The sequence below is a fragment of the Streptomyces sp. NPDC044044 genome (assembly GCF_056434405.1).
In genome coordinates, this window is sequence record NZ_JBWKFG010000014.1 from 14,241 (window position 1) to 34,075 (window position 19,835).

Genomic DNA, 19,835 nt, shown 5'->3' on the forward strand with positions numbered 1-19,835 from the left:
AGTTCGTCGCGCCCTCTAACGGGGCGTCCATCGTGCATGGACGCAGGGCGCGACGAATGGGGATGGAATGCGCGACTTCAGTCGCAGGGGAATGCTCGGCCTCGGAGTCGGGACCGCCGCCGCTTTGGGTCTTGCCGGCTGCGGCACGGGCGGCGGCAGTCATTCGGCCGGTTCGGCGGGAAAGGGCGAGGGCGGCCAGGGCGGCGACAAGCGCCCGGCGAAGCCGATCGGTGACGGCTCGACCTCGTACACGGGCAAGCAGCCGCATCAGCCCGGCAAGCCCGTCCCCCTGCAGCCCGGTGAGACGCCCCCGCAGTTCGTGATCTTCTCCTGGGACGGCGCGGGCGAGGTCGGCAACGGTCTCTTCCCGCGTTTCCTGAAGCTGGCCGAGGACCACGACGCGAAGATGACGTTCTTCCTCTCGGGTCTCTATCTCCTTCCCGAGTCCAAGAAGCGGCTCTACAAGCCGCCGAACAACGGCGTCGGCGCATCCGACATCGGTTATCTCACCGACGGTCACATCAAGGAGACGCTGAAGTACGTCCGTCAGGCATGGCTCGAAGGCCATGAGATCGGCACGCACTTCAACGGGCACTTCTGCGCGGGCAGCGGCACGGTCGCCAACTGGACGCCCGCGCAATGGCAGAGCGAAATCGACCAGGCCACCGCGTTCGTGAAGGAATGGCGCACGAATACCGGCTGGACCGATCTGCCGTCGCTTCCTTTCGACTACGACAAGGAACTCGTCGGCGGCCGTACTCCCTGTCTCCTCGGCCAGGAGAATCTGCTGCCGACGGCGAAGAAGCTCGGCTGGCGCTATGACGCCTCCTCGCCCGGCGGCCGTCAGCGCTGGCCCGAGAAGAAGATGGGCATCTGGGATCTGCCGCTGCAGGCGATGCCGTTCCCCGGGCACTCCTTCGAGGTCCTTTCCATGGACTACAACATCCTGGCCAACCAGTCGCAGAACTCCACCAAGGCGCCGCCGGCCAACTACCCGGGCTGGCGCAAGCAGGCCACCGAGTCCTACATCGCCGGATTCAAGCGCGCCTACGAGACCAACCGCGCGCCGTTCTTCATCGGCAACCACTTCGAGGAGTGGAACGGCGGCATCTACATGGACGCCGTCGAGGAAGCCCTGAAGCACATCGCGGGCAAGAAGGACGTACGCCTCGTCTCGTTCCGGCAGTTCGTCGACTGGCTCGACGTCCAGGACCCGAAGGTGCTCGCCGACCTGCAGGGCCTTGAGGTCGGCCAGGAGCCCACCGGTGGCTGGAAGGGACTCGGGAAGGCCGTCTGAAATGGGACTTTCCGCAACCCCGGGGGGTGCGGAAGATCCCCGAAACAGACATGCGAAACTTTTCACATGAGTGCCGCCTGCCGCGCCCCCCACAGCACGAACCGCAGCCGTAGCCGCAGCCGCGCCGCCCTTCTGGGCGCTGGGGCCGCGGTCGCCGCGCTGACCCTGTCGGCGTGCGGCTCCGGCGGCACGTCCGGTGGCTCGGGGAACACGAACTTCGTCACCGGCTCGGACGGCATCGCCACCGCCGACAAGGGCGAGCGCCAGGACGGGCCGAAGCTCGAAGGGGAGACCCTTGAGGGCAAGCACCTCGACGTCGCCGACTACAAGGGCAAGATCGTCGTCCTGAACGTATGGGGCTCCTGGTGCTCGCCGTGCCGGGCCGAGGCGCCGAACTTCGCGAAGGTCTCCAAGGACCTCAAGGGCAAGGGCGTGCAGTTCGTCGGGATCAACACCCGCGATCCGCAGAAGGGCCCGGCGCTCACGTTCGAGAAGGAGTGGAAGATCTCCTACCCGAGCCTGCACGACCCGATGGGCAAGCTGATGCTGCGCTTCCCCAAGGGCACGATGAACCCGAAGTTCATCCCCTCCACGATCGTCCTGGACCGCGAGGGCAAGATCGCGGCCCGCTCGCAGCAGGCGCTCAACGAAGAGAAGCTGCGCAAGATGATCGACCCGCTGATCGCGGAGAAGTGATCTCCTCGTGATGTCCACTCTCGCCGCCGTCGGCGAAGCGAACCAGACCGTCATGAACGGGGCGCTCCTCCTGGCGCTGCCCGTGGCCGTGCTCGGTGGGCTCGTCTCCTTCTTCTCGCCGTGCGTCCTGCCGCTCGTGCCGGGCTATCTGTCGTACGTCACCGGGGTCGGCGGCACCGACCTCGCGGAGGCCAAGCGGGGCCGGATGGCCGCCGGGGCCGGGCTTTTCGTGCTCGGCTTCACCGCCGTCTTCGTCTCCACCGGCGCGCTCTTCGGATACGTCGGGCAGAACCTGCAGGAATACCAGGACGTCATCACCAAGGTGCTCGGCGTGGTGATGATCGCCCTCGGCATCTTCTTCATGGGGCTCATGCCCTGGCTGTCCCAGCGTGAATTCCGCTTCCACAAGAAGCCGGCCGCCGGGCTCGCGGGCGCTCCGGTGCTCGGCGCGCTGTTCGCCGTGGGCTGGGCGCCCTGCGTGGGGCCGACGCTCACGTCCGTCAACTCCCTGGCGCTCGACCAGGGGAGCGCGGGGCGCGGGGCCATACTGAGCGTCGCGTACTGCGTGGGCCTCGGGCTGCCGTTCATCCTCGCGGCGATCGCCTTCCGCAAGGCGCTCGGCGCGTTCAGCTGGGTGAAGAAGCACTACGTCTGGGTGATGCGCATCGGCGGCATCATGATGATCGCGACCGGGCTGCTCCTCGTCACCGGCGTCTGGGACAGCATCGTGCAGCAGATGCAGGTCTGGTCCAATGGCTACACGGTGGGGATCTGATCCATGAGCAAGACCGAAGCCCCTGAAGAACAGAGCGACCTGGGCGCCGCGGGCGCCCAGCTCTCCACCGCCCCGGTCGACCGGGCGATGCCCGGCTCCTTCGGCGGCAGGCGCGCCCCCGGCGTTTCCGGATGGCTCGTCTGGACCGGCCGTGAGATCACCGGCTGGGTGCGCTGGATGTGGCGGCAGCTGACCTCGATGCGGGTCGCGCTGCTCCTGCTGCTCCTGCTCTCGCTCGGCGCGATCCCGGGCTCGCTGATCCCGCAGACCAGCATCGACGAGCTGAAGGTCGCGGACTTCAAGAAGGCCCACACCACGCTCGGGCCGATCTACGAGAAGTTCCAGCTGTTCGACGTCTACAGCTCCGTGTGGTTCTCGGCGATCTACATCCTTCTGTTCATCTCGCTCATCGGCTGCATCGTGCCCCGCACCTGGCAGTTCGTCGGCCAGCTGCGCGGGCGCCCGCCGGGTGCCCCCAAACGGCTCGACCGGCTGCCCGCGTACGCCACGTGGCGCACCGAGGCGGAGCCCGAGCAGGTGCACGAGGCCGCGCTCACCCTGCTCAAGGGGCGCCGCTTCCGCGCGGACCTCGCCACGGGCCGCCAGGGTGGCGCGGGGGCGTCCGTCGCCGCGGAGAAGGGCTATCTGCGTGAGGCGGGCAACCTCTTCTTCCACATCTCCCTGATCGTGCTCCTGGTGGCCTTCGCCGTCGGCGCGCTGTTCAAGTCCGAGGGCGGCAAGCTCATCGTCCAGGGCGACGGGTTCTCCAACACCCTCACCCAGTACGACAACTTCAAGTCCGGCAACCTCTTCAACACCGACGACCTGGCGCCGTTCAGCTTCAAGCTGGACAGCTTCGAGTCGTCGTTCGAGAGGAAGGGCCCCGAGAAGGGGACGGCCCGCACCTACCGTGCGAACGTCACCTACAGCGAGGGCATCGACGGCCCCGAGAAGAAGAAGGCCATCGAGGTCAACAAGCCGCTCGAGGTCGACGGCTCGAAGGTCTACCTCATCGGCCAGGGCTACGCGCCGACCGTCACCGTGCGCGACGGGAAGGGCAAGGTCGTCAGCAGGCAGTCCACGCCGCTCCTTCCGATCGACTCCAACGGCACGGCCACCGGCGCCATCAAGGTCCTCGACGGGTACCGCGACAAGAACGACAAGAAGGAGCAGCTCGGCTTCAACGCCTTCTTCGTGCCGACGTTCGCGGGCTCCGGCCAGGGCAACATGTTCTCCCAGTTCCCCGCGCTCGACTATCCCGTGCTCGCGCTGTCCGCGTACCACGGGAGCCTCGGTGTGGACTCCGGTCTGCCGCAGAACGTGTACCAGCTGGACACCAGCAAGATGAAGAAGTTCGAGGACTCCAAGGGCGATCTTCTCAAGAAGCGGATGGTGCCCGGCGAGACGATGAAGCTGCCGAACGGCGCCGGCTCGATCACCTTCGAGAAGGACATCAAGCGCTGGGCGACCTTCCAGATCTCCCAGCAGCCCGGCAGCATGTGGGCGCTCGTCGGAGCGATCTGCGCCATCGCGGGACTCGCAGGATCGCTGTTCATCCAGCGCCGCCGCGTGTGGGTGCGGGCCGTGCGGGGCGCTGACGGTGTCACCGTCGTCGAGATGGCCGGGCTCGGCCGCAGCGAGTCCGCCAAGTTGCCCGAAGAGCTGGGCGACCTCGCCGCACACCTTCACGAGACGGCGCCGAGCGCGCCCGACCCAGACCATGCCGACCATGCCGATCATGCCGGTGACACCCCCGATGCCGCGCATGCCGACTCCACCCCCGATGTTGTTCCTGCCGAAGGGGCTGAGAAGTGAATCTCGCCACCACCCTCGCCGCCGAACCAAATGAGAACCTCGCGAACATCAGCAATGTGCTGGTCTACTCCGCGATGGCCGTCTATCTCCTTGCCTTCTTCGCGCACATGGCGGAGTGGATCTTCGGCAGCCGCAGCAAGGTCGGCCGCACCGCCGCCGCGCTGACCCACCAGAGCGAGGCCGCCGCCAAGGCGCCCGCTGTCGCCGTCAAGGCCAAGGGCAGCACCGCCGTCCTCGACCGGCCGAAGGCGGCTCCTAAGGTCGTCACCCGCTCCGTCACCGGCACCCGTGACGTGCCGGACGGTCCCGGCGCCTCGGCAGGTGACGAGAAGGGGGACCTCTACGGCCGTATCGCCGTGTCCCTCACCGTGCTCGCGTTCCTCGTGGAGTTCGGTGGTGTGCTCACCCGCGCGCTGTCGGTGCAGCGGGCGCCGTGGGGCAATATGTACGAATTCAACCTGACGTTCTCCACGATGGCCGTCGGGGTGTACCTCGTGCTCCTGGCGCTGAAGAAGAACGTCAGCTGGCTCGGCCTTCCGCTGATCACCACGGTCCTCCTCGATCTCGGTCTCGCCGTCACTGTCTTGTACACCGCCAGCGACCAGTTGGTTCCCGCCCTTCACTCGTACTGGCTGTGGATCCACGTCTCCACCGCGATCTTCTGCGGTGCCGTCTTCTACGTGGGCGCGGTCTCGACGATCCTGTACCTCTTCCGCGACTCCTACGAGAGCAAGCTGGCCTCCGGCGGACAGCCCGGCCGCTTCGCGACCTCCGTCCTGGAGCGCCTCCCGGCCGCGGCCACCCTCGACAAGTTCTCGTACCGCGTGAACGCCGCGGTCTTCCCGCTGTGGACGTTCACGATCATCGCGGGCGCGATCTGGGCGGGCGACGCGTGGGGCCGCTACTGGGGCTGGGACCCCAAGGAGGTCTGGTCCTTCATCACCTGGGTCGCCTACGCCTGCTACCTGCACGCGCGCGCGACCGCGGGCTGGAAGGGCCGCAAGGCCGCCTACCTAGCCCTGATCGCCTTCGGCTGCTGGCTGTTCAACTACTACGGCGTGAACATCTTCGTCACCGGCAAGCACTCGTACGCCGGGGTCTGAACCCCCGTACCGACCTTGCCTCTTGAAGGCGCCTCTTAAAGGCTGGCCGAAGGCCGACCGAAGGCTGATCGAAGGCCGGTTCCCGTGACCCAGGTCACGGGAACCGGCCTTTGTCATGCGGACAGGTAAGAGGGCGTGGAGACGAATCAGGGGGAACTTCAGGCGCACCGCGCTCCGTCTACAACCACGCCTACCGCCTGACGGGGGACTGGTCGGCGGCGGAGGACATGGTGTCGCTCACCTTCCTGGAGGCGTGGCGGCTCCGGGGCAAGGTCGACGAGGACGGCGGGTCCCTGCGGCCGTGGCTGCTCGGCGTCGCCACGAACGTGACCCGCAACGCGCGGCGCGCAGCCCGGCGGCACGCGGCGGCGGTCGCACGGCTGCCGCGTGACGAGGCCGTGGCCGACTTCGCCGACGAGGTCGCCGAGCGCATCGACGACAAGGATCAACTCGCCCTCGTGCGAGCGGCGTTGGCGACGCTGCGGCGTGCCGAGCGCGAGGTTCTCGCGCTGTGCGTGTGGTCGGGGCTCAGTTACGTGGCGGCGGCCGAGGCGCTCGGGGTGCCGGTCGGGACCGTACGTTCCCGGCTCTCGCGGGCCCGTACAAAACTCGCGAAACATATGGAACCGCCCGCCGGGCGCGGACAGATGAAAGAGGACCGCACCACCGCGGTCAGGCCCATCAGGGAGGGAAACCGATGAGCGAATTTCCCGGGCGCGACCTTCCGCCGGGCCGTCATCACCTGCTCAGGGAGCACCTGTTGACCGAGATCCGGCAGAACGAGATCCGGCAGAACGAGAAGAAGTCCCCGGCGACCGGCCCGGAGTCCGAGAAGAGGGCGACGCCTCCGAGGTCCCGCACTCCGAGGTCCCACAAGCGCTGGTTCCGCCCCGCGCTGATCGCGGGAGCGGTGGCGGCGTCCGTCGTGGCGGGCGTGCTGGTCGCCTCGCCGTTCGGTGATCAGGCGGCGCAGGCGGGGCCGCCGTCGAAGGAGACCGTGCGGATGCTGGAGGAGATCGCCGCGGCGGCGAAGGAGCAGCCCGCGCCCAAGGGGGTCAGGGACGACCAGTTCGTCTACATCAAGAGCAAGGTCGGCTACATGGCCACGGGGAAGGGCAAGGCGCAGATCCAGCCCATCCACGAGAGGGAGTACTGGCAGTCCGTCGACGGCAAGCACACGGAGCTGCTGCACGAGCCCCTGGACGGCGTCACGAACGAGCGCATGCCGCCCGACCTTCCGCTGGTGGAGGGGGACTCCAACTACCGCAGCCTGCAGAAGCTGCCGACCGACCCGGTCAACATGCTCGACTGGCTCCACAGGGTGAGCGACGGCGGCAAGAGCGAGGACCAGAACACCTTCGTCCTCGTCGGTGACCTCCTGTTCGAGTCGCTGATGCCGCCCGAGCAGGCCGCCGCCCTCTACCTCGCCGCGTCGAAGATCCCTGGTGTCGAGCTGATCGAGGACACCGTCGACGCGGAGGGGCGGCACGGCATCGCGATCGCACGTGAGGACGACGGGGAGCGCCAGGAGCTGATCTTCGACAAGAAGACCAAGGAGTTCCTGGGCGAGCGGCAGGTCGCGGTCGAGGACCTGCCCACCGGCTTCAAGAAGGGCACCGTCACCGGCCGCAGCGCGGTCCTGGAGCGTGTGGTCGTCGACAAGGCGGGCCAGCGCCCGTGAGTCGGCGTCCGTAAAGCGCCCGTAAGTACGCGCAAGGGGTGCGGAACGGGGTGTACCGGGCGAGGCTTGGGCCATGACGGCGACGATCGGGCAGGGCACGAGCAGGACGGAGAGCTCCACCGGTACCGGGGGGCCGACCCAGCACCTCCATTACGAGCTCCACCTTCCCCACCCTGTGGAAAAAGTCTGGGCCGCGGTGGCCACCCCGGAGGGACTTCCGGGGTGGCTTGCCGCCGCCGACGTGTTCGAGCCGCGGCTCGGCGGTGCGGTCTCGCTGCGCTGGCTCAACGGGGACGAGTCGGCCACGCACTCCGGGCACATCACCGCGTGGGACCCGGAGCGGGTCGCCGAGTACACGATCGACCTGCACGGACGGTGCCGCTTCCACCTGGAGACGGCCGACGGCAAGGCCGGTACGACCCTCCGCTTCACCAATGAGTTCGACGGCGACGACGAGCTGCGCCTGGACTGCCTGGCCGGCTGGCACAACCACTTCGAGTTCCTGGTCGAGGCGCTCGACGGGCTCGACGGGGGGCCCAAGGACTGGTCGACGTGGAGCCTGGACCGGTGGCGCGAGCTGCGCGAGTCGTACGCGAAGAGCGAGTGATCAGCCCAGGGTGATCGAATCCAGCTTCGCCCGCAGATACGTGTGCGAGTCCACCGGCTCGTACGCCACCCGCCCCACCGGCGCGGGCACCGACTCCACGAGCGTGCCGGGCGTGCACTCGCCGAAGTAGACCAGGGACATCAGCTCCTCGGCCGGTGCGTCGGCCGGTGGCGGCAGGACCCGGTGGCGGCCCGAGCGCCAGCGGTCGCCGGTCCAACGCGCCATCAGATCCCCGATGTTGACGGTGAGGGCGTCCGGGTCGTACGGAGCGTCCGCCCAGCCGCCCTCGTCGGTGAAGACCTGGAGCCCGCCCTTGCCCTCCTGCCGGTCGAGCACGGTGACCGTGCCGAAGTCGGTGTGCGGGCCGATGCGGAACTGCCCCGGCTGCGGCTCCCCGACGACCTCCGTGCCCGGATACCAGTTGATGTTGAAGCCGTACGTCGGGTGGCTCATGTGCCGCGTGAAGAAGTCCGGCCGTTCGCCCAGTGCCTCGCCGAGGAGGGTGAGGAGCTGGTCGGTGAGCTCCTCCATCCGGGCGAGGTAGGCCGAGCAGAGAGCCCTCAGTCCGGATGCCTCCGTCGGCCAGACATTGGGTTCGTACCACTCGGCGTCGACGGCCGGGTCGTCGAAGGGGCGCTCGGTCGCGAAGGTCAGGGACTCCTTGAGGTCGGGCGGGGTCTCGGTCCCCTCCGCGTAGCCGTTGGCCTCGGCGCCGGGGCCGAGCCAGCCGCGCCCGCCGACCTTCGCGGTGTACGGCTCCTTGACCGACGCGGGGAGCACGAAGAACGCGCGGGCCGATGCCCGGATGCGTGTGCGCAGGGACGGGTCCACGCCGTGGCCGGTCACCAGCAGGAACCCGGCCGTCTGCAGCGCGCGGTCGACGGTCCGCGCGACGGCGGCGCGGGCGGCCGGGTCTCCCGAGAGCCAGGGCTCCAGGTCGATGGTGGGGATGCGGGGCTCGCCCGTCGCGGTGGCCGACGGTGTGGAGGTCGTCATGGTGTCCACTCTCCTCCCGCCGGACGGGCTGCGGGGGGCAGCCAGGCCAGGCGCGGCCAGGCCAGGCCCGGCCCGGCTCGGTCGACGGCCGCGCGCTCAGGCGCTCCAGCCGCCCCCGACCGCCCGGCTCGACAGGTACGAGTCGCGCAGCGCCTTGCGCAGGCCGGGGACGATCTCGTCGAACCGCGCGGCGAGCGCCTTGAGCTCCTGCTTGTGGGTGCGACGATCTCCGCGGCTCCACACACAGGTCACTTCGAGCTCGGCCGCGAACACGGCCATGGCCAGGTCCTCCAGCGGGATCGATGCCGGGTCGGCTCCGCCGAGCACGGTGTCGCGCACCCGCTTCTGCAGGGCGCGCACCTCCTCCGGGTGGGCGACGGTGACGCGGTCGGCCGGGATGAGTCCCATCAACTTGCCGCGGGAGAGGGTGACTTCACCGGCGGCGGCGAGCTGGTCGCGGACGGGTGTCTCGGCGGTGTGGGCCTTGTTGTGCACGAACTGGAGCCAGCCCTTGGGCTTGGTCTCGGGCAGGTCGCTCCACACCGTGACGACGAAGGTGTCGTCCGGCGTCTTCCCGGGCTTGCGGATCACCTTTCCGCCCGTGGCGTCGAGCAGGCCGTCGCGGGCCAGCTCGGTCAGGGCGCCGGCGCGCAGCAACTGGCCGCGGCCCTGCAGGTTGTCGAGCTGGAACTTGCCCTGGTCCACGGTGTAGCAGAGCAGGTAGAGGCTTTGCGGCAGCGTCAGGGGCATGTCGTCTCCCATGAAGTCGTCTCCCATGAAATGGATGGATGCGGGGTTTCCGATGACGCGGGTCCCGAAGAGGGCCTCGAAGTGGGCCTAGAACCCCAGGTGTTCGGCCAGGAAGCGCTCCGCCGCCGTGTAGAGGGCGATCACGTTCTCCGGGTTCTCGATGGCGTGGCCCTCGTCCTTCATGACGGTGTATTCGACGGGGACGCCTCGGGCGCGGAGGGCTTCGACGAGCTGGTCGGACTCGGCGAGGACGACGCGGGCGTCGTTGGCGCCGTGCACCACCATCAGGGGGGTGCGGATCCGGTCGACGCGGCTGATCGGGGAGCGGGCCAGCATGTCGGCCTCCTGCTCCGGGTCGGCCGGGTCGCCGACGTACGTGAACCAGTTGTAGGCGAGCATCGGTTTGACGAAGTCGGGCTGGCTGCGCATGAAGTTGGCCAGGTCGGAGATGCCGACGACGTCGACGGCTGCGGCGAAGACGTCCGGGGTGAAGGTGACACCGACCAGTGACGCGTATCCGCCGTAGGAGCCGCCCATGATGGCCACGCGCTCCGGGTCCGCGTACCCCTGCTCGACCGCCCACCGCACGCCGTCGATGAGGTCGTCGTGCATCTTGCCCGCGAACTCGCCGATGCCTGCCCTGGTGAAGGCCTTGCCGTAGCCGGTGGAGCCCCGGAAGTTGATCTGCAGGACCGCGCAGCCGCGGTTGGCGAAGAGCTGCGCGGCGGGGTGATACCCCCAGCTGTCCCGGCTCCAGGGGCCGCCGTGGACGAACAGCACAAGCGGCAGCCGGGACGGCTCGATGCCGACCGGCAGTGTCAGGTACGAGGGCAGCGTCAGGCCGTCGCGGGAGGTGATCGACACCGGTCGCATCGGTGCGAGCGACTCGGGTTCGAGGTGCGGCTTCGCCCGGTGGAGCAGGCGGCTCTCGCCGGTGGTGTGGTCGTAGAGGTAGGTGACCCCGGGGTCACGGTCGTGGGTGAAGCCTGCCACCCACCGCTGTCCGCTCTCGTCGGAGGAGAGCCCGGCGAGATCACCGTCGGAGAGCTTCTCCAGGTTCTCCAGTACGGCGGCGAAGTGCGGGTCGAGGGCGTGGATCACCTGCCGCTCCCCGAGATAGCGGACGCCGAGCAGCTCACCCGTGAGCCGGCTGCGGATCAGGGGGGAGGGCAGTGCGGGAAAGACCCGGGAGCGGGTGTCCAGGTCGTACTGCGGGTGGGAGTCGACCTCCTCCTCCTTGCCGGTGGCCAGGTCGAGCCGGGCCAGGCGGAGACGGTCGCTCCCGCGGTGCGAGCCGAGCCACACCCCGGAGCCGTCCGGGGTGATCTCCACGGGGTAGATGCCCAGGGGAGCGTCACCGCCGTCGAACCGCGCCACGGGGGTCGACTCACCCGTCGCCGCATCCCAGCGGGACAGCTCGACGTCGCCATCGGCCGTCGTCGCCACCGCCAACAGTTCGCGCTCGCTGTGCAGCCACCCTTCGACCCTGCCGGTGGAGCTCTGGGCGAGGGTCGTGAGGTCGCCGGTGGCGATGTCCAGTTCCACGAGGTCGAACTGGGCCCGGTCGCGCAGGTTCAGCTGGGTGATCACCTTGCCGGGACGCCCCGCGGGCAGGTCCAGGCCCGCGGTCCGTACCCCGGGGTAGGGGGTGAGGTCCACCGCGGCGGCGTCCGGGTCCTCCAGGTCGACGCGGTAGATGTGCAGGTTCTCGTCGCCGCCCTGGTCCCGGGTGTAGAGCAGCCACCGGGGGTCACGCGTCCAGTGGTAGCTCACCACTCCGCGGTCCTCGGTGGTCACGCACCGCGCGTCCCCCGGTGCGTCGACGCTCTCGATCCAGACGTTCATGCGGTTCTTCCAGAGCGCCAGGTACGCCAATTTCTTGCCGTCGGGCGAGAGGGTCGTCCTCGCGCGAGTCGGGGGCCCGAAGAACTCCTCGACGGAGATGGTCTCCCGCAGTGCCATGTCGATCCTTCCGTGGTCGGCGCCAGGTGGCGTGAGAGGGGTGAGAGGGGTGAGAGGGGTGCCAAGGATGAGAGGGCGAGGCCGACTGTCGGCCCGCCGCCGCGTGTCACTTAATGACAGTGTCACTAAATGACACATGGTTCAAGTGGGTCCGGAGCAGAAGGGGTTGCGAGGTCCCGCCCCAAGGGGTGGCCGACCGGGCGGCCGTCATTGACTGCCACTTGGTGACCCACGTCACACAGGGGGAGGGGTGGCCATGTCTGTCACTTGATGACACTATGGCGCTTAGTGACATCGCAAAATCGAACCTCGCCCCCAGACGAACTCGGGAGAACTGACCACCATGAAGACCAAGAGCTTCCTGGAGACAGAGTCCGACAAGCAGGCGGAGCAGACGGCGCCCCGGCAGCAGCCCTCGGTCCTCGACCAGGCCGGAGGCACCAGGGGGATCGTCTACTCGGCGCTGCCCGTGGTGGCATTCGTCGTCGCCAACAGCGCCGGCGGACTGCGGGTGGCGGTCGTCGCCGCCCTCGCGGTCGCGATCGGCATCGGCGTGGAACGGCTGGTGCGCAAGGAGTCGGTGCAGCCCGCGATCGGCGGCGTGTTCGGCGTCGCGGTCGCCGCGGGCATCGTCTGGCTCACCGGATCCGCCAAGGACTACTTCCTCATCGGCATCTGGGCGAGCCTGGCCGGCGCCGTCCTGTTCGTGCTCTCCGTCGCGGTGCGGTGGCCGCTGGCGGGTGTGATCTGGAACGTGGCCACCGGCAAGGGCAACATCTGGCGCGCGGACAAGCGCTCGCGGCTCTACTACGACGTCGCCACGCTGACGCTGGCGGCCGTGTTCGGCGCCCGGTTCGCCGTCCAGCAGTACTTCTACGTGACCGACCAGGTCGGTTCGCTGGGCTTCGCCAAGGTCGCCATGGGCTTCCCGCTGCTCGCCCTGGCCCTCCTGGTGGTCGCCTGGGCCGCCCGGCGCTCGAACAAGCGGCTTGCGGCGATCGGTCTGCTGCCCGCCAAGCGCGCCTGACCTCCGCGAAAGCCGCGTGGCGACGCGGGAACACAGTGACCACGAGGAGGCGGGAAACAGTGACCACGAGCCGAGACGAAGTGACCACCAGCCGGGACGAAGTGACCGCGAGCCGGGACGAAGCGATCACGAGCCCAGGAGACGTCGTGCGACCGCTGGGCGCGTTCGAGCGGACCATCGACTTCTACATGCGCCGGAACCCCCTCCAGTTCTCCCTGGTCGCCGAGATGGACCGGCGCATCCCGGAGCCCGAGTTGGCCGCCGCGCTGGCCGAACTGCGCCGCAGGCACCCGCTGCTCGCCGTGAGGGTGGACCGCACCGCGCCCCAGGCCGTGTACCGGCGGGCCGACCGTGCGATCCCGGTGACGACGCTGCCCGACGGCACGCCCTGGCAAGCGGTCGTGGCCGCCGAGCAGACCCGTCCGATCCCGTTGACCCCGGGCCCGCCGGTGCGCGCCCTCCTCGTGCCGCGCGGCCCGCGGTGCGACATCGTGCTCACGTTCGGCCACCAGATCGCCGACGGGGTGGGCGGGTTGCGGGCGCTGCTCGACCTCGTGGCGATCCTGGACGGCGACGAGCGGTCTCCCCAGGCACCCGGCGGCGTCCCCGAGGCGCAGATCCCCGAGACACGGATCCCCGAGGCAAAGATCCCCGAGGCGCAGGAAGACCTCCTCGCCCGCCTCGTCGCGCCCCCCGAGGCTGCGGCCGCCATCCCGCCGCCGGACGACCCCCGCATGAGTGCCTCCGGCGAACTGGCCCCGTTCTCCGGGGCCTTGCCGCACCTCCAGGCTCTGGCGCTCGACGAGGAGCTGACCACCCGGCTCGTCGAGCGCTGTCGCCTGGAAGGTACGTCGGTGCATGCCGCGCTCTGCGCCGCCGCCGCGGTGGTGTTCCACCGGCGTGGGCGGGAGTTCGTACGGGTGCTGACCCCGATGGACCTGCGGCGCGCCGCAGGCCTGCCCGACGAAGTGGTCAACCGCTTTGCCGGGGCCCGGACTTCGAGCGAGGCGCACGAGGCCGACGACTTCTGGAAGCTGGCTCGCGGCACCCGTGAGTCGCTCATGCGCCAGCGCGCTCCGCACGCCCTCAAGGCCGCCGGTGCGCAGCTCGCGGAGTACGCACCCGCGAGCGGGGACGAGGCGGAGGTGATGATGTCGGCCGCCACCGCGGCCGACATCCAGATCACCAACCTCGGCGTGGCGGACACGCGGGGCTCGGCCACGCTCACCGCCCTGTGGGGCCCGGCGCAGATCACGCAGCTGCGCGGGGAGCATGTGCTCGGGGTGGTCACCGTCGGCGGGCGGCTGCGGATGACGGAGCTGACCCATGACCCCGTCGCCGGTCTGGTCGGGGAGATCGCCGCCGTGCTGGCCGAAGCGTGTGCCGTGCCCGGTGCCGTGCCTGGTGCCGCGCCCGGTGCCGAGCCCCCTGCCGTGCTGGCACGGAACGTCACTTAATGTCATTATGACACTCGATGTACGTAGAGGTGCGAGCGGAGGTGACCGGCATGGCGGCGGCCAAGCGTGGCGGAAACGGAATGAGCGACGAGCGGCGCCACCGGCTGCGTCTGGAGATTTCCCGTGAGGCCTCGCGGCTGTTCTGGGAGCAGGGCGTGGATGCCACCAGCGGTGACCAGATCGCCGAGGCGGTGGGTCTGTCCACGCGTACGATCTGGCGTCATTTCCGCAGCAAGGAGAGCTGCGCGGAACCCATCGTGACGCAGGGCGTGGAGTGGGAGATGCGTACGCTGCGCGGCTGGCCCGCGAACCAGTCGCTCGAAGAGCGCTTCAACGCGGAGGCGATCCGGTTCCGCGGTGAGGCCGGCGCCGTCGAGCTGGCCGACACCGGTCTCGCGATGCGGATGATCCGCCTCGCCGACACGGAACCGGCCCTGCGTACGGCTTGGTTGATGGCCTGCGACCAGGTGGAGCGCGAGATGGCCGAGATCGTCGCGAAGCGTCTCGGGCGCACGGCCGACGACCTTGAGGTGCGGCTGCACGCCGCGGCCGCCTCCGCCGCCATCCGGGTCCTCAACGAGGAGATCGGCGCGGCGCTCCTCGACGGCGTCGACCCCGCCCAGTACGCCGACGCCTCGGAGCGCATCGCACGCGCCGTCCGCGTCGCCACGGGAGGGGCCGTGGGGGACCCGGTCGTCGGGGACCCGGCCGCGGGCGCGTGATGACGAGCCCCGCCGCCCGCGGAATGAGTGACCTGCGGCGCCACCGGCTGCGTCTGGAGATTTCGCGTGAGGCCTCGCGGCTGTTCTGGGAGCAGGGTGTGGATGCCACCAGTGGTGACCAGATCGCCGAGGCGGTGGGTCTGTCCACGCGTACGATCTGGCGTCATTTCCGCAGCAAGGAGAGCTGCGCGGAACCCATCGTGACGCAGGGCGTGGAGTGGGAGATGAGCGCGCTGCGGAGCTGGCCGCGCCACCTCTCCCTGGAGGAGCATCTCGCCGCGGAGGTCGTCAGGTACGAGGACGCCGCCGGCCCCACGGACCACGCCGACACCTTGCTCGCGGTCAGGATGATCCGGCTCGCGGACCACGAACCGGCGATCCGGACGGCCTGGCTCATGGCCTGTGACGACGTGGAGCGGGAGATGACCGCGATCATCGCGAAGCGTCTCGGCCGCCCGGCCGACGACCTCGCGATGCGGCTGTACGGGGCGGCGGCCTCCGGCGCCTTCCGCGTCGTGAACGAGGAGCTCGGCGCCGCCGCGCTGCGCGGTGTCGTTCCGGAGGATCTGGAGGGCGACGTGATCCGACGCGTGGCGGGAGCGGTGCGGGACGCCACAGGCGGCGCGGTCGGCGACGCGGTCGCCTAGCCCCAGTCCCCCCTTGCCCTTAGCCCCTAGTCCTCGTCGACGCCGATGTCCTCGTGCCACAGCTCAGGCCGCGCCGCGACGAAGTCCTCCATCATCGCCGCGCACGCGGGATCGTCGAGGACCACGATCTCCACGCCGTGCTCCGCCAGCCAGTCGTGCCCGCCGTGGAACGTCCGCGCCTCGCCCACGACCACCCGCGAGATCCCGAACTGCCGCACCAGGCCGCTGCAGTACCAGCAGGGGGAGAGCGTCGTGACCATCGTCGTCCCGCGGTAGGTCCGCTGCCGCCCCGCGTTCCGGAACGCCGACGTCTCCGCGTGCAGGGACGGATCGCCGTCCTGGACGCGGCGATTGTGCCCGCGCCCCAGCAGGACCCCGTCCGCGCCGTAGAGCGCGGCGCCGATCGGGATGCCGCCCTCCGCGAGCCCCTGCCGCGCCTCGTCGACAGCGGTCGCGAGCCATGCGCGGGCCTGTGCCTGATCCATGGGTGCACCTTTCGTGAGGTCCCTGCCAGGGCCCATCGTCCCCGCCGATGACCCCATCGGCACGACGCCCCACTGGCGCGTGGACCAGCGCATACGTCCGCTCGTAGCTTCATGGGCATGACCTCAGAGAACAAGGGCACGGCCCAGCTCACCACCGCGATGGTGCTCTCCGGCACCCTCGGGATCTTCGTCGTCGAGTCGGGCGCGTCGGCCTTCAACGTCGTGTTCTTCCGCGTGCTCTTCGGTGCGCTCGCCCTGGGCGCCTACGCCTTCGCCCGCGGCTACTTCCGCGGCCACGGGCTCACCCCGAAGAAGCTCGGACTGGCCGCGCTCGGCGGCGCGTTCATCGTCTTCAACTGGGTGTTCCTCTTCAAGGCGTACGAGGAGACCTCGATCTCCCTGGCCACCGTCGTCTACCACACGCAGCCGTTCCTGCTCGTGCTGCTCAGCGCGGTCATCTTCCGCGAGCGCCTGACCAGGCATCAACTCATGTGGCTGGCCACCGCGTTCGCCGGGCTCATCCTGGTCTCCGGGGTGCGTCCGGGCGACCTCGGCTCCCTCACCGGCATCGGCTTCGCGCTCCTGGCCGCCCTGCTCTACGGCCTCTCCACGCTCGTCACCAAGCGCATCACCGGCGTACGCCCGCACCTCATCGCCCTCGTCCAAGTCCTCGTCGGCATCCCGCTGTTGCTGCCCTTCGCCGACTTCGGCGCGATGAGCGGAACGGGCTCGGGGTGGGCCTGGCTGGTCGGCCTCGGCGTCATCCACACCGGTCTGATGTACGTCCTGATGTACGCGGCGTACGCGAAGCTGCCCACCGCCAAGATCGCCGTACTCGCCTTCACCTACCCGGCGGTCGCGATGGTCGCCGACTGGGCCGTCTACGGTCACCACATCGGGCTCGTCCAGGCGCTCGGCGTGCCGCTGATCGTCCTCGCCAGCCTGAAGGTCAACCGCGCCAAGTCGCCCAGGACGGTGGCTAGTTCACCGGCTCCTGAGTCCCCTGAGATCCCTGGGTCTCCGCTGCCTGCTCCCGCACAAGCCGTACCGACTGGTCGATGAACAGCCGCACATGTGAGGCAAGCCGCTTGCCCGACCGCCACGCCAGCTGCGTGTACAGCACGAACGGCGGCTCCCACGGCAGCGCGACCAGCACCCCCGAAGCCAGCTCATCGCGCACCGCCACCCGCGGCAGGAGCGCCACCCCGAGGCCACCGGCGACACCCCGCTTGGTGGCCTCGATCGTGCCGAACTCCATGAAGGGCGGCGGGGCGCCGTTGCGCACCCGCAGCTCGTCCTCGAACAGGTCGCGGTAGGGGCAGCCCGGCTCCGTGCCGACCAGCTGCACCGCCGCCAGGTCGCCCGTGGCGAGCGAGTCGCCCCCGTGCCCGGCCAGCGGATGCGTCGGCGCGCAGACCAGGACCAGCGGCTCCTCGGCGAGGACCTCGGTCTCCAGGCCCGCGTGCGTGGTCTCCCGCTCCATCAGGAACCCCACGTCGTACGTCCCCTGCCGCAGCGCGTGGCGGGTCTCGTCGCCCAGAGTGGGGCGCAGCGAGAGCTGCACCTTCGGGTAGCGGTGGTGGAAGAGTTCGAGCAGCGGGGGCAGGCGGTAGGAGGTCAGCGACTCCATCGTGCCGACCGCGATCGCGCCGCTCGGCTCCCCGGCGTCGACGACCGCGGACCGCGCCTCTTCCGTCAGCTCGATGATCTGCCGGGCGTAGGGGAGCAGACGCTCACCGGCCTCCGTCAGCCGGATGCGGCTGCCGAGCCGGTCGAAGAGCTCGGTGCCGAGCGAGGACTCCAGGGAGCGGATCTGGCTGGTGACGCTGGACTGGGCGTACTTCAGCTCGGCCGCGGCCTGCGTGAAGCTGAGTACGGACGCGACTTTTTCGAAGGTGACGAGCAGCCGCAGTTCCATCATTCAGCCTTCCGTTCCCCTGGCCCTAGCTCTCCGTGCCCCTGTCCCGCTTCTTGTCGTCCGGATCCTCGTCCCTGAGGGACTTCAGGAACTCGGGGTTGTCGTCCGGCGCCACCCACTGTCCGCCGCGCCCGGGACGCGTGCCACCCCCGGCGGCAGGTGCCTTGCGCACCTTGCCCGTGACGAACCAGGCGATCGGGCCGAGGAGAACCTCGCCGAAGAGCAGCACGATGATGACCCAGACCACCTTCGGCAGATGCCTGATCTCCTTCTCCGGAGTGTTCAGGACATCGATGAAGGCATAGATCCACACGGCCAGGACCAGCAGGAACGGCAGATACCTGAGCATGGTTGCGCGATTCCCCAAGCGACGAAGGTAGGGCGGCGTGCGGGCCCCGCTGTCGGGGCCAGGGTAGCCGGTGACCGATACTTGACCGCATGGCTTATGACGATCTTCGCTCCCTGCTCCGTGCACTGGAGCGCGAGGGCGATCTCAAGCGCATCAAGGCCGAGGTCGATCCGTATCTGGAGGTCGGCGAGATCACCGACCGGGTGCAGAAGTCCGGCGGCCCCGCGCTCCTCTTCGAGAACGTCAAGGGCTCGGCGATGCCCCTTGCGATGAACGTGTACGGGACGGACCGCCGCCTCCTGAAGGCGCTCGGCCTGAAGTCGTACGGCGAGATCAGCGAGAAGATCGGCGGCCTGCTCAAGCCGGAGCTGCCGCACGGCTTCGTCGGCGTGCGCGAGGCCTTCGGGAAGCTCGGCGCCATGACGCACGTGCCGCCGAAGAAGGTGAAGTCCGACAACGCGCCCGTGCAGGAGGTCGTCCTCACCGGCGACGACGTCGACCTGGAGAAGCTGCCCGCGCTCTTCACCTGGCCCGAGGACGGCGGCTCCTTCTTCAACCTGGGTCTGACCCACACCAAGGACCCGGACACCGGCGTCCGCAACCTCGGCCTGTACCGCCTCCAGCGCCACGACAAGCGCACCATCGGCATGCACTGGCAGATCCACAAGGACAGCCGCAACCACTACCAGGTGGCCGCCCGCAGGGGCGAGAAGCTGCCGGTCGCGATCGCCTTCGGCTGTCCGCCCGCCGTGACGTACGCGTCCACGGCACCGCTGCCGGGTGACATGGACGAGTACATGCTGGCCGGGTTCGTGCAGGGCAAGCGCGTGGAGATGGTCGACTGCAAGACGGTCCCGCTCCAGGTGCCCGCGCACGCCGAGGTCGTCATCGAGGGCTGGCTGGAGCCGGGCGAGATGCTCCCCGAGGGCCCCTTCGGCGACCACACCGGTTTCTACACGCCGCAGGAGGACTTCCCGGCGCTGAAGATCGACTGCGTGACGATGCGCAAGCGTCCGCTGCTCCAGTCGATCGTGGTGGGCAGGCCGCCGACGGAGGACGGGCCGCTCGGCCGCGCCACCGAGCGCTTCTTCCTGCCCCTGCTCAAGGTGATCGTCCCGGACATCGTGGACTACCACCTGCCGGAGTCCGGCGGCTTCCACAACTGCGCGATCGTCTCGATCGACAAGAAGTACCCGAAGCACGCGCAGAAGGTCATGCACGCCATCTGGGGTGCGCACATGATGTCGCTGACCAAACTGATCGTGGTCGTGGACAAGGATTGCGACGTCCATGACCTGCACGAAGTGTCCTGGCGCGCGCTCGGCAACACCGACTACGCCCGCGACCTGACGGTGGCCGAAGGTCCCGTCGACCATCTCGACCACGCCTCCTACCAGCAGTTCTGGGGCGGCAAGGCGGGTATCGACGCGACGAAGAAGCTGCCCGAAGAGGGATACACACGGGACGGGGGCTGGCCGAACATGGTCGAGTCCGACCCGGAGACGGCGTCGAAGGTCGACCGCCGCTGGAAGGAGTACGGGCTCTAAA

General features: G+C 69.4%; 20 protein-coding genes. 14 read left to right on the top strand and 6 right to left on the bottom strand.

Going from position 1 to position 19,835, the window contains the following annotated elements:
* Positions 1-67 precede the first annotated feature (67 nt).
* The 8 genes from AC07AG_RS39860 to AC07AG_RS39895 all read left to right on the top strand — a co-directional run bounded on the left by AC07AG_RS39860 (position 68) and on the right by AC07AG_RS39895 (position 7,974).
* The gene (locus tag AC07AG_RS39860; RefSeq protein WP_478761728.1) at positions 68-1,297 is read left to right on the top strand and encodes a polysaccharide deacetylase family protein; all 1,230 of its coding nucleotides are present in this window, start codon (positions 68-70) and stop codon (positions 1,295-1,297) included.
* 66 nt (positions 1,298-1,363) lie between these two features.
* The gene (locus AC07AG_RS39865) at positions 1,364-1,993 is read left to right on the top strand and encodes a TlpA family protein disulfide reductase (protein ID WP_478761730.1); all 630 of its coding nucleotides are present in this window, start codon (positions 1,364-1,366) and stop codon (positions 1,991-1,993) included.
* Between the two features lie 10 nt (positions 1,994-2,003).
* Positions 2,004-2,768, top strand: coding sequence for a cytochrome c biogenesis CcdA family protein (locus AC07AG_RS39870; RefSeq protein WP_361055203.1), 765 nt, complete (start codon positions 2,004-2,006; stop codon positions 2,766-2,768).
* A 3-nt stretch (positions 2,769-2,771) separates the two neighbouring features.
* Positions 2,772-4,583, top strand: coding sequence for a cytochrome c biogenesis protein ResB (resB, locus tag AC07AG_RS39875; protein ID WP_478761732.1), 1,812 nt, complete (start codon positions 2,772-2,774; stop codon positions 4,581-4,583).
* A complete protein-coding gene (ccsB, locus tag AC07AG_RS39880) occupies positions 4,580-5,686 on the top strand; it encodes a c-type cytochrome biogenesis protein CcsB (protein ID WP_478761734.1) in 1,107 nt (368 codons plus the stop codon). The genes resB and ccsB overlap by 4 nt, the downstream gene beginning before the upstream one ends.
* A 110-nt stretch (positions 5,687-5,796) precedes the next feature.
* Positions 5,797-6,387, top strand: coding sequence for an RNA polymerase sigma factor (locus tag AC07AG_RS39885; RefSeq protein WP_478761736.1), 591 nt, complete (start codon positions 5,797-5,799; stop codon positions 6,385-6,387).
* Complete coding sequence (locus AC07AG_RS39890; RefSeq protein WP_478761737.1) at positions 6,384-7,367, top strand: CU044_5270 family protein; 984 nt, start codon at positions 6,384-6,386, stop codon at positions 7,365-7,367. Before AC07AG_RS39885 ends, AC07AG_RS39890 begins: the two co-directional genes overlap by 4 nt.
* A 73-nt stretch (positions 7,368-7,440) precedes the next feature.
* Complete coding sequence (locus tag AC07AG_RS39895; protein ID WP_478761738.1) at positions 7,441-7,974, top strand: SRPBCC domain-containing protein; 534 nt, start codon at positions 7,441-7,443, stop codon at positions 7,972-7,974.
* Here the strand turns inward: AC07AG_RS39895 and AC07AG_RS39900 are convergent, their stop codons facing one another.
* From AC07AG_RS39900 to AC07AG_RS39910, 3 genes are all read right to left on the bottom strand, one after another.
* Entirely contained in the window at positions 7,975-8,970 is a 996-nt protein-coding gene (locus AC07AG_RS39900; protein WP_478761739.1) for an isopenicillin N synthase family dioxygenase, read from the bottom strand.
* Between the two features lie 96 nt (positions 8,971-9,066).
* A complete protein-coding gene (locus AC07AG_RS39905; protein ID WP_478761741.1) occupies positions 9,067-9,732 on the bottom strand; it encodes a GOLPH3/VPS74 family protein in 666 nt (221 codons plus the stop codon).
* Positions 9,733-9,807: 75 nt separating this feature from the next.
* Positions 9,808-11,682 carry a S9 family peptidase gene (locus tag AC07AG_RS39910; RefSeq protein WP_478761743.1) on the bottom strand — a complete coding sequence of 625 codons (1,875 nt, stop codon included), beginning with the start codon at positions 11,680-11,682 and terminating at the stop codon, positions 9,808-9,810.
* A 343-nt stretch (positions 11,683-12,025) separates the two neighbouring features.
* Between AC07AG_RS39910 and AC07AG_RS39915 the strand changes: the two genes are divergently transcribed.
* Genes AC07AG_RS39915 through AC07AG_RS39930 form a run of 4 tightly spaced genes read left to right on the top strand, consistent with a single transcriptional unit; the run spans position 12,026 to position 15,535 of the window.
* Positions 12,026-12,709, top strand: a complete 684-nt coding sequence (locus AC07AG_RS39915) for a DUF3159 domain-containing protein (protein WP_478761744.1) — start codon at positions 12,026-12,028, stop codon at positions 12,707-12,709.
* Between the two features lie 59 nt (positions 12,710-12,768).
* The gene (locus AC07AG_RS39920) at positions 12,769-14,166 is read left to right on the top strand and encodes a phthiocerol/phthiodiolone dimycocerosyl transferase family protein (protein ID WP_478761745.1); all 1,398 of its coding nucleotides are present in this window, start codon (positions 12,769-12,771) and stop codon (positions 14,164-14,166) included.
* 17 nt (positions 14,167-14,183) lie between these two features.
* On the top strand, positions 14,184-14,888 hold the full coding sequence (locus tag AC07AG_RS39925) for a TetR/AcrR family transcriptional regulator (protein WP_478761746.1): 705 nt from the start codon (positions 14,184-14,186) through the stop codon (positions 14,886-14,888).
* Positions 14,888-15,535, top strand: coding sequence for a TetR/AcrR family transcriptional regulator (locus AC07AG_RS39930; RefSeq protein ID WP_478761748.1), 648 nt, complete (start codon positions 14,888-14,890; stop codon positions 15,533-15,535). The genes AC07AG_RS39925 and AC07AG_RS39930 overlap by 1 nt, the downstream gene beginning before the upstream one ends.
* 26 nt (positions 15,536-15,561) lie before the next feature.
* Here the strand turns inward: AC07AG_RS39930 and AC07AG_RS39935 are convergent, their stop codons facing one another.
* Positions 15,562-16,020: a nucleoside deaminase gene (locus AC07AG_RS39935; RefSeq protein ID WP_478761749.1), complete on the bottom strand. Its 459-nt coding sequence runs from the start codon at positions 16,018-16,020 to the stop codon at positions 15,562-15,564.
* Between the two features lie 117 nt (positions 16,021-16,137).
* On the opposite strand from AC07AG_RS39935, the gene AC07AG_RS39940 reads away from it, so the two are divergent.
* A complete protein-coding gene (locus AC07AG_RS39940; RefSeq protein WP_478761750.1) occupies positions 16,138-17,082 on the top strand; it encodes a DMT family transporter in 945 nt (314 codons plus the stop codon).
* Here AC07AG_RS39940 and AC07AG_RS39945 read toward each other — a convergent pair.
* Positions 17,000-17,938, bottom strand: coding sequence for a LysR family transcriptional regulator (locus tag AC07AG_RS39945; RefSeq protein WP_478761937.1), 939 nt, complete (start codon positions 17,936-17,938; stop codon positions 17,000-17,002). The genes AC07AG_RS39940 and AC07AG_RS39945 overlap by 83 nt on opposite strands.
* A gap of 25 nt (positions 17,939-17,963) precedes the next feature.
* A complete protein-coding gene (locus AC07AG_RS39950; protein ID WP_478761752.1) occupies positions 17,964-18,305 on the bottom strand; it encodes a PLD nuclease N-terminal domain-containing protein in 342 nt (113 codons plus the stop codon).
* Between the two features lie 71 nt (positions 18,306-18,376).
* On the opposite strand from AC07AG_RS39950, the gene AC07AG_RS39955 reads away from it, so the two are divergent.
* Positions 18,377-19,834 (top strand): menaquinone biosynthesis decarboxylase, encoded by a 1,458-nt coding sequence (locus AC07AG_RS39955; protein ID WP_478761753.1) that lies wholly within the window; start codon positions 18,377-18,379, stop codon positions 19,832-19,834.
* The last annotated feature ends 1 nt before the right edge of the window (position 19,835 follow it).

Coding starts and splice junctions, on each gene's coding strand:
- AC07AG_RS39860 (WP_478761728.1), top strand. CDS start 68: ATGCGCGACTTCAGTCGCAGGGGAATGCTCGGCCTCGGAGTCGGGACC.
- AC07AG_RS39935 (WP_478761749.1), bottom strand. CDS start 16,020: ATGGATCAGGCACAGGCCCGCGCATGGCTCGCGACCGCTGTCGACGAG.
- AC07AG_RS39955 (WP_478761753.1), top strand. CDS start 18,377: ATGGCTTATGACGATCTTCGCTCCCTGCTCCGTGCACTGGAGCGCGAG.
- AC07AG_RS39865 (WP_478761730.1), top strand. CDS start 1,364: ATGAGTGCCGCCTGCCGCGCCCCCCACAGCACGAACCGCAGCCGTAGC.
- AC07AG_RS39930 (WP_478761748.1), top strand. CDS start 14,888: ATGACGAGCCCCGCCGCCCGCGGAATGAGTGACCTGCGGCGCCACCGG.
- AC07AG_RS39910 (WP_478761743.1), bottom strand. CDS start 11,682: ATGGCACTGCGGGAGACCATCTCCGTCGAGGAGTTCTTCGGGCCCCCG.
- AC07AG_RS39905 (WP_478761741.1), bottom strand. CDS start 9,732: ATGGGAGACGACATGCCCCTGACGCTGCCGCAAAGCCTCTACCTGCTC.
- AC07AG_RS39925 (WP_478761746.1), top strand. CDS start 14,184: ATGTACGTAGAGGTGCGAGCGGAGGTGACCGGCATGGCGGCGGCCAAG.
- AC07AG_RS39900 (WP_478761739.1), bottom strand. CDS start 8,970: ATGACGACCTCCACACCGTCGGCCACCGCGACGGGCGAGCCCCGCATC.
- AC07AG_RS39890 (WP_478761737.1), top strand. CDS start 6,384: ATGAGCGAATTTCCCGGGCGCGACCTTCCGCCGGGCCGTCATCACCTG.
- AC07AG_RS39895 (WP_478761738.1), top strand. CDS start 7,441: ATGACGGCGACGATCGGGCAGGGCACGAGCAGGACGGAGAGCTCCACC.
- AC07AG_RS39945 (WP_478761937.1), bottom strand. CDS start 17,938: ATGGAACTGCGGCTGCTCGTCACCTTCGAAAAAGTCGCGTCCGTACTC.
- AC07AG_RS39940 (WP_478761750.1), top strand. CDS start 16,138: ATGACCTCAGAGAACAAGGGCACGGCCCAGCTCACCACCGCGATGGTG.
- AC07AG_RS39915 (WP_478761744.1), top strand. CDS start 12,026: ATGAAGACCAAGAGCTTCCTGGAGACAGAGTCCGACAAGCAGGCGGAG.
- resB (WP_478761732.1), top strand. CDS start 2,772: ATGAGCAAGACCGAAGCCCCTGAAGAACAGAGCGACCTGGGCGCCGCG.
- AC07AG_RS39870 (WP_361055203.1), top strand. CDS start 2,004: ATGTCCACTCTCGCCGCCGTCGGCGAAGCGAACCAGACCGTCATGAAC.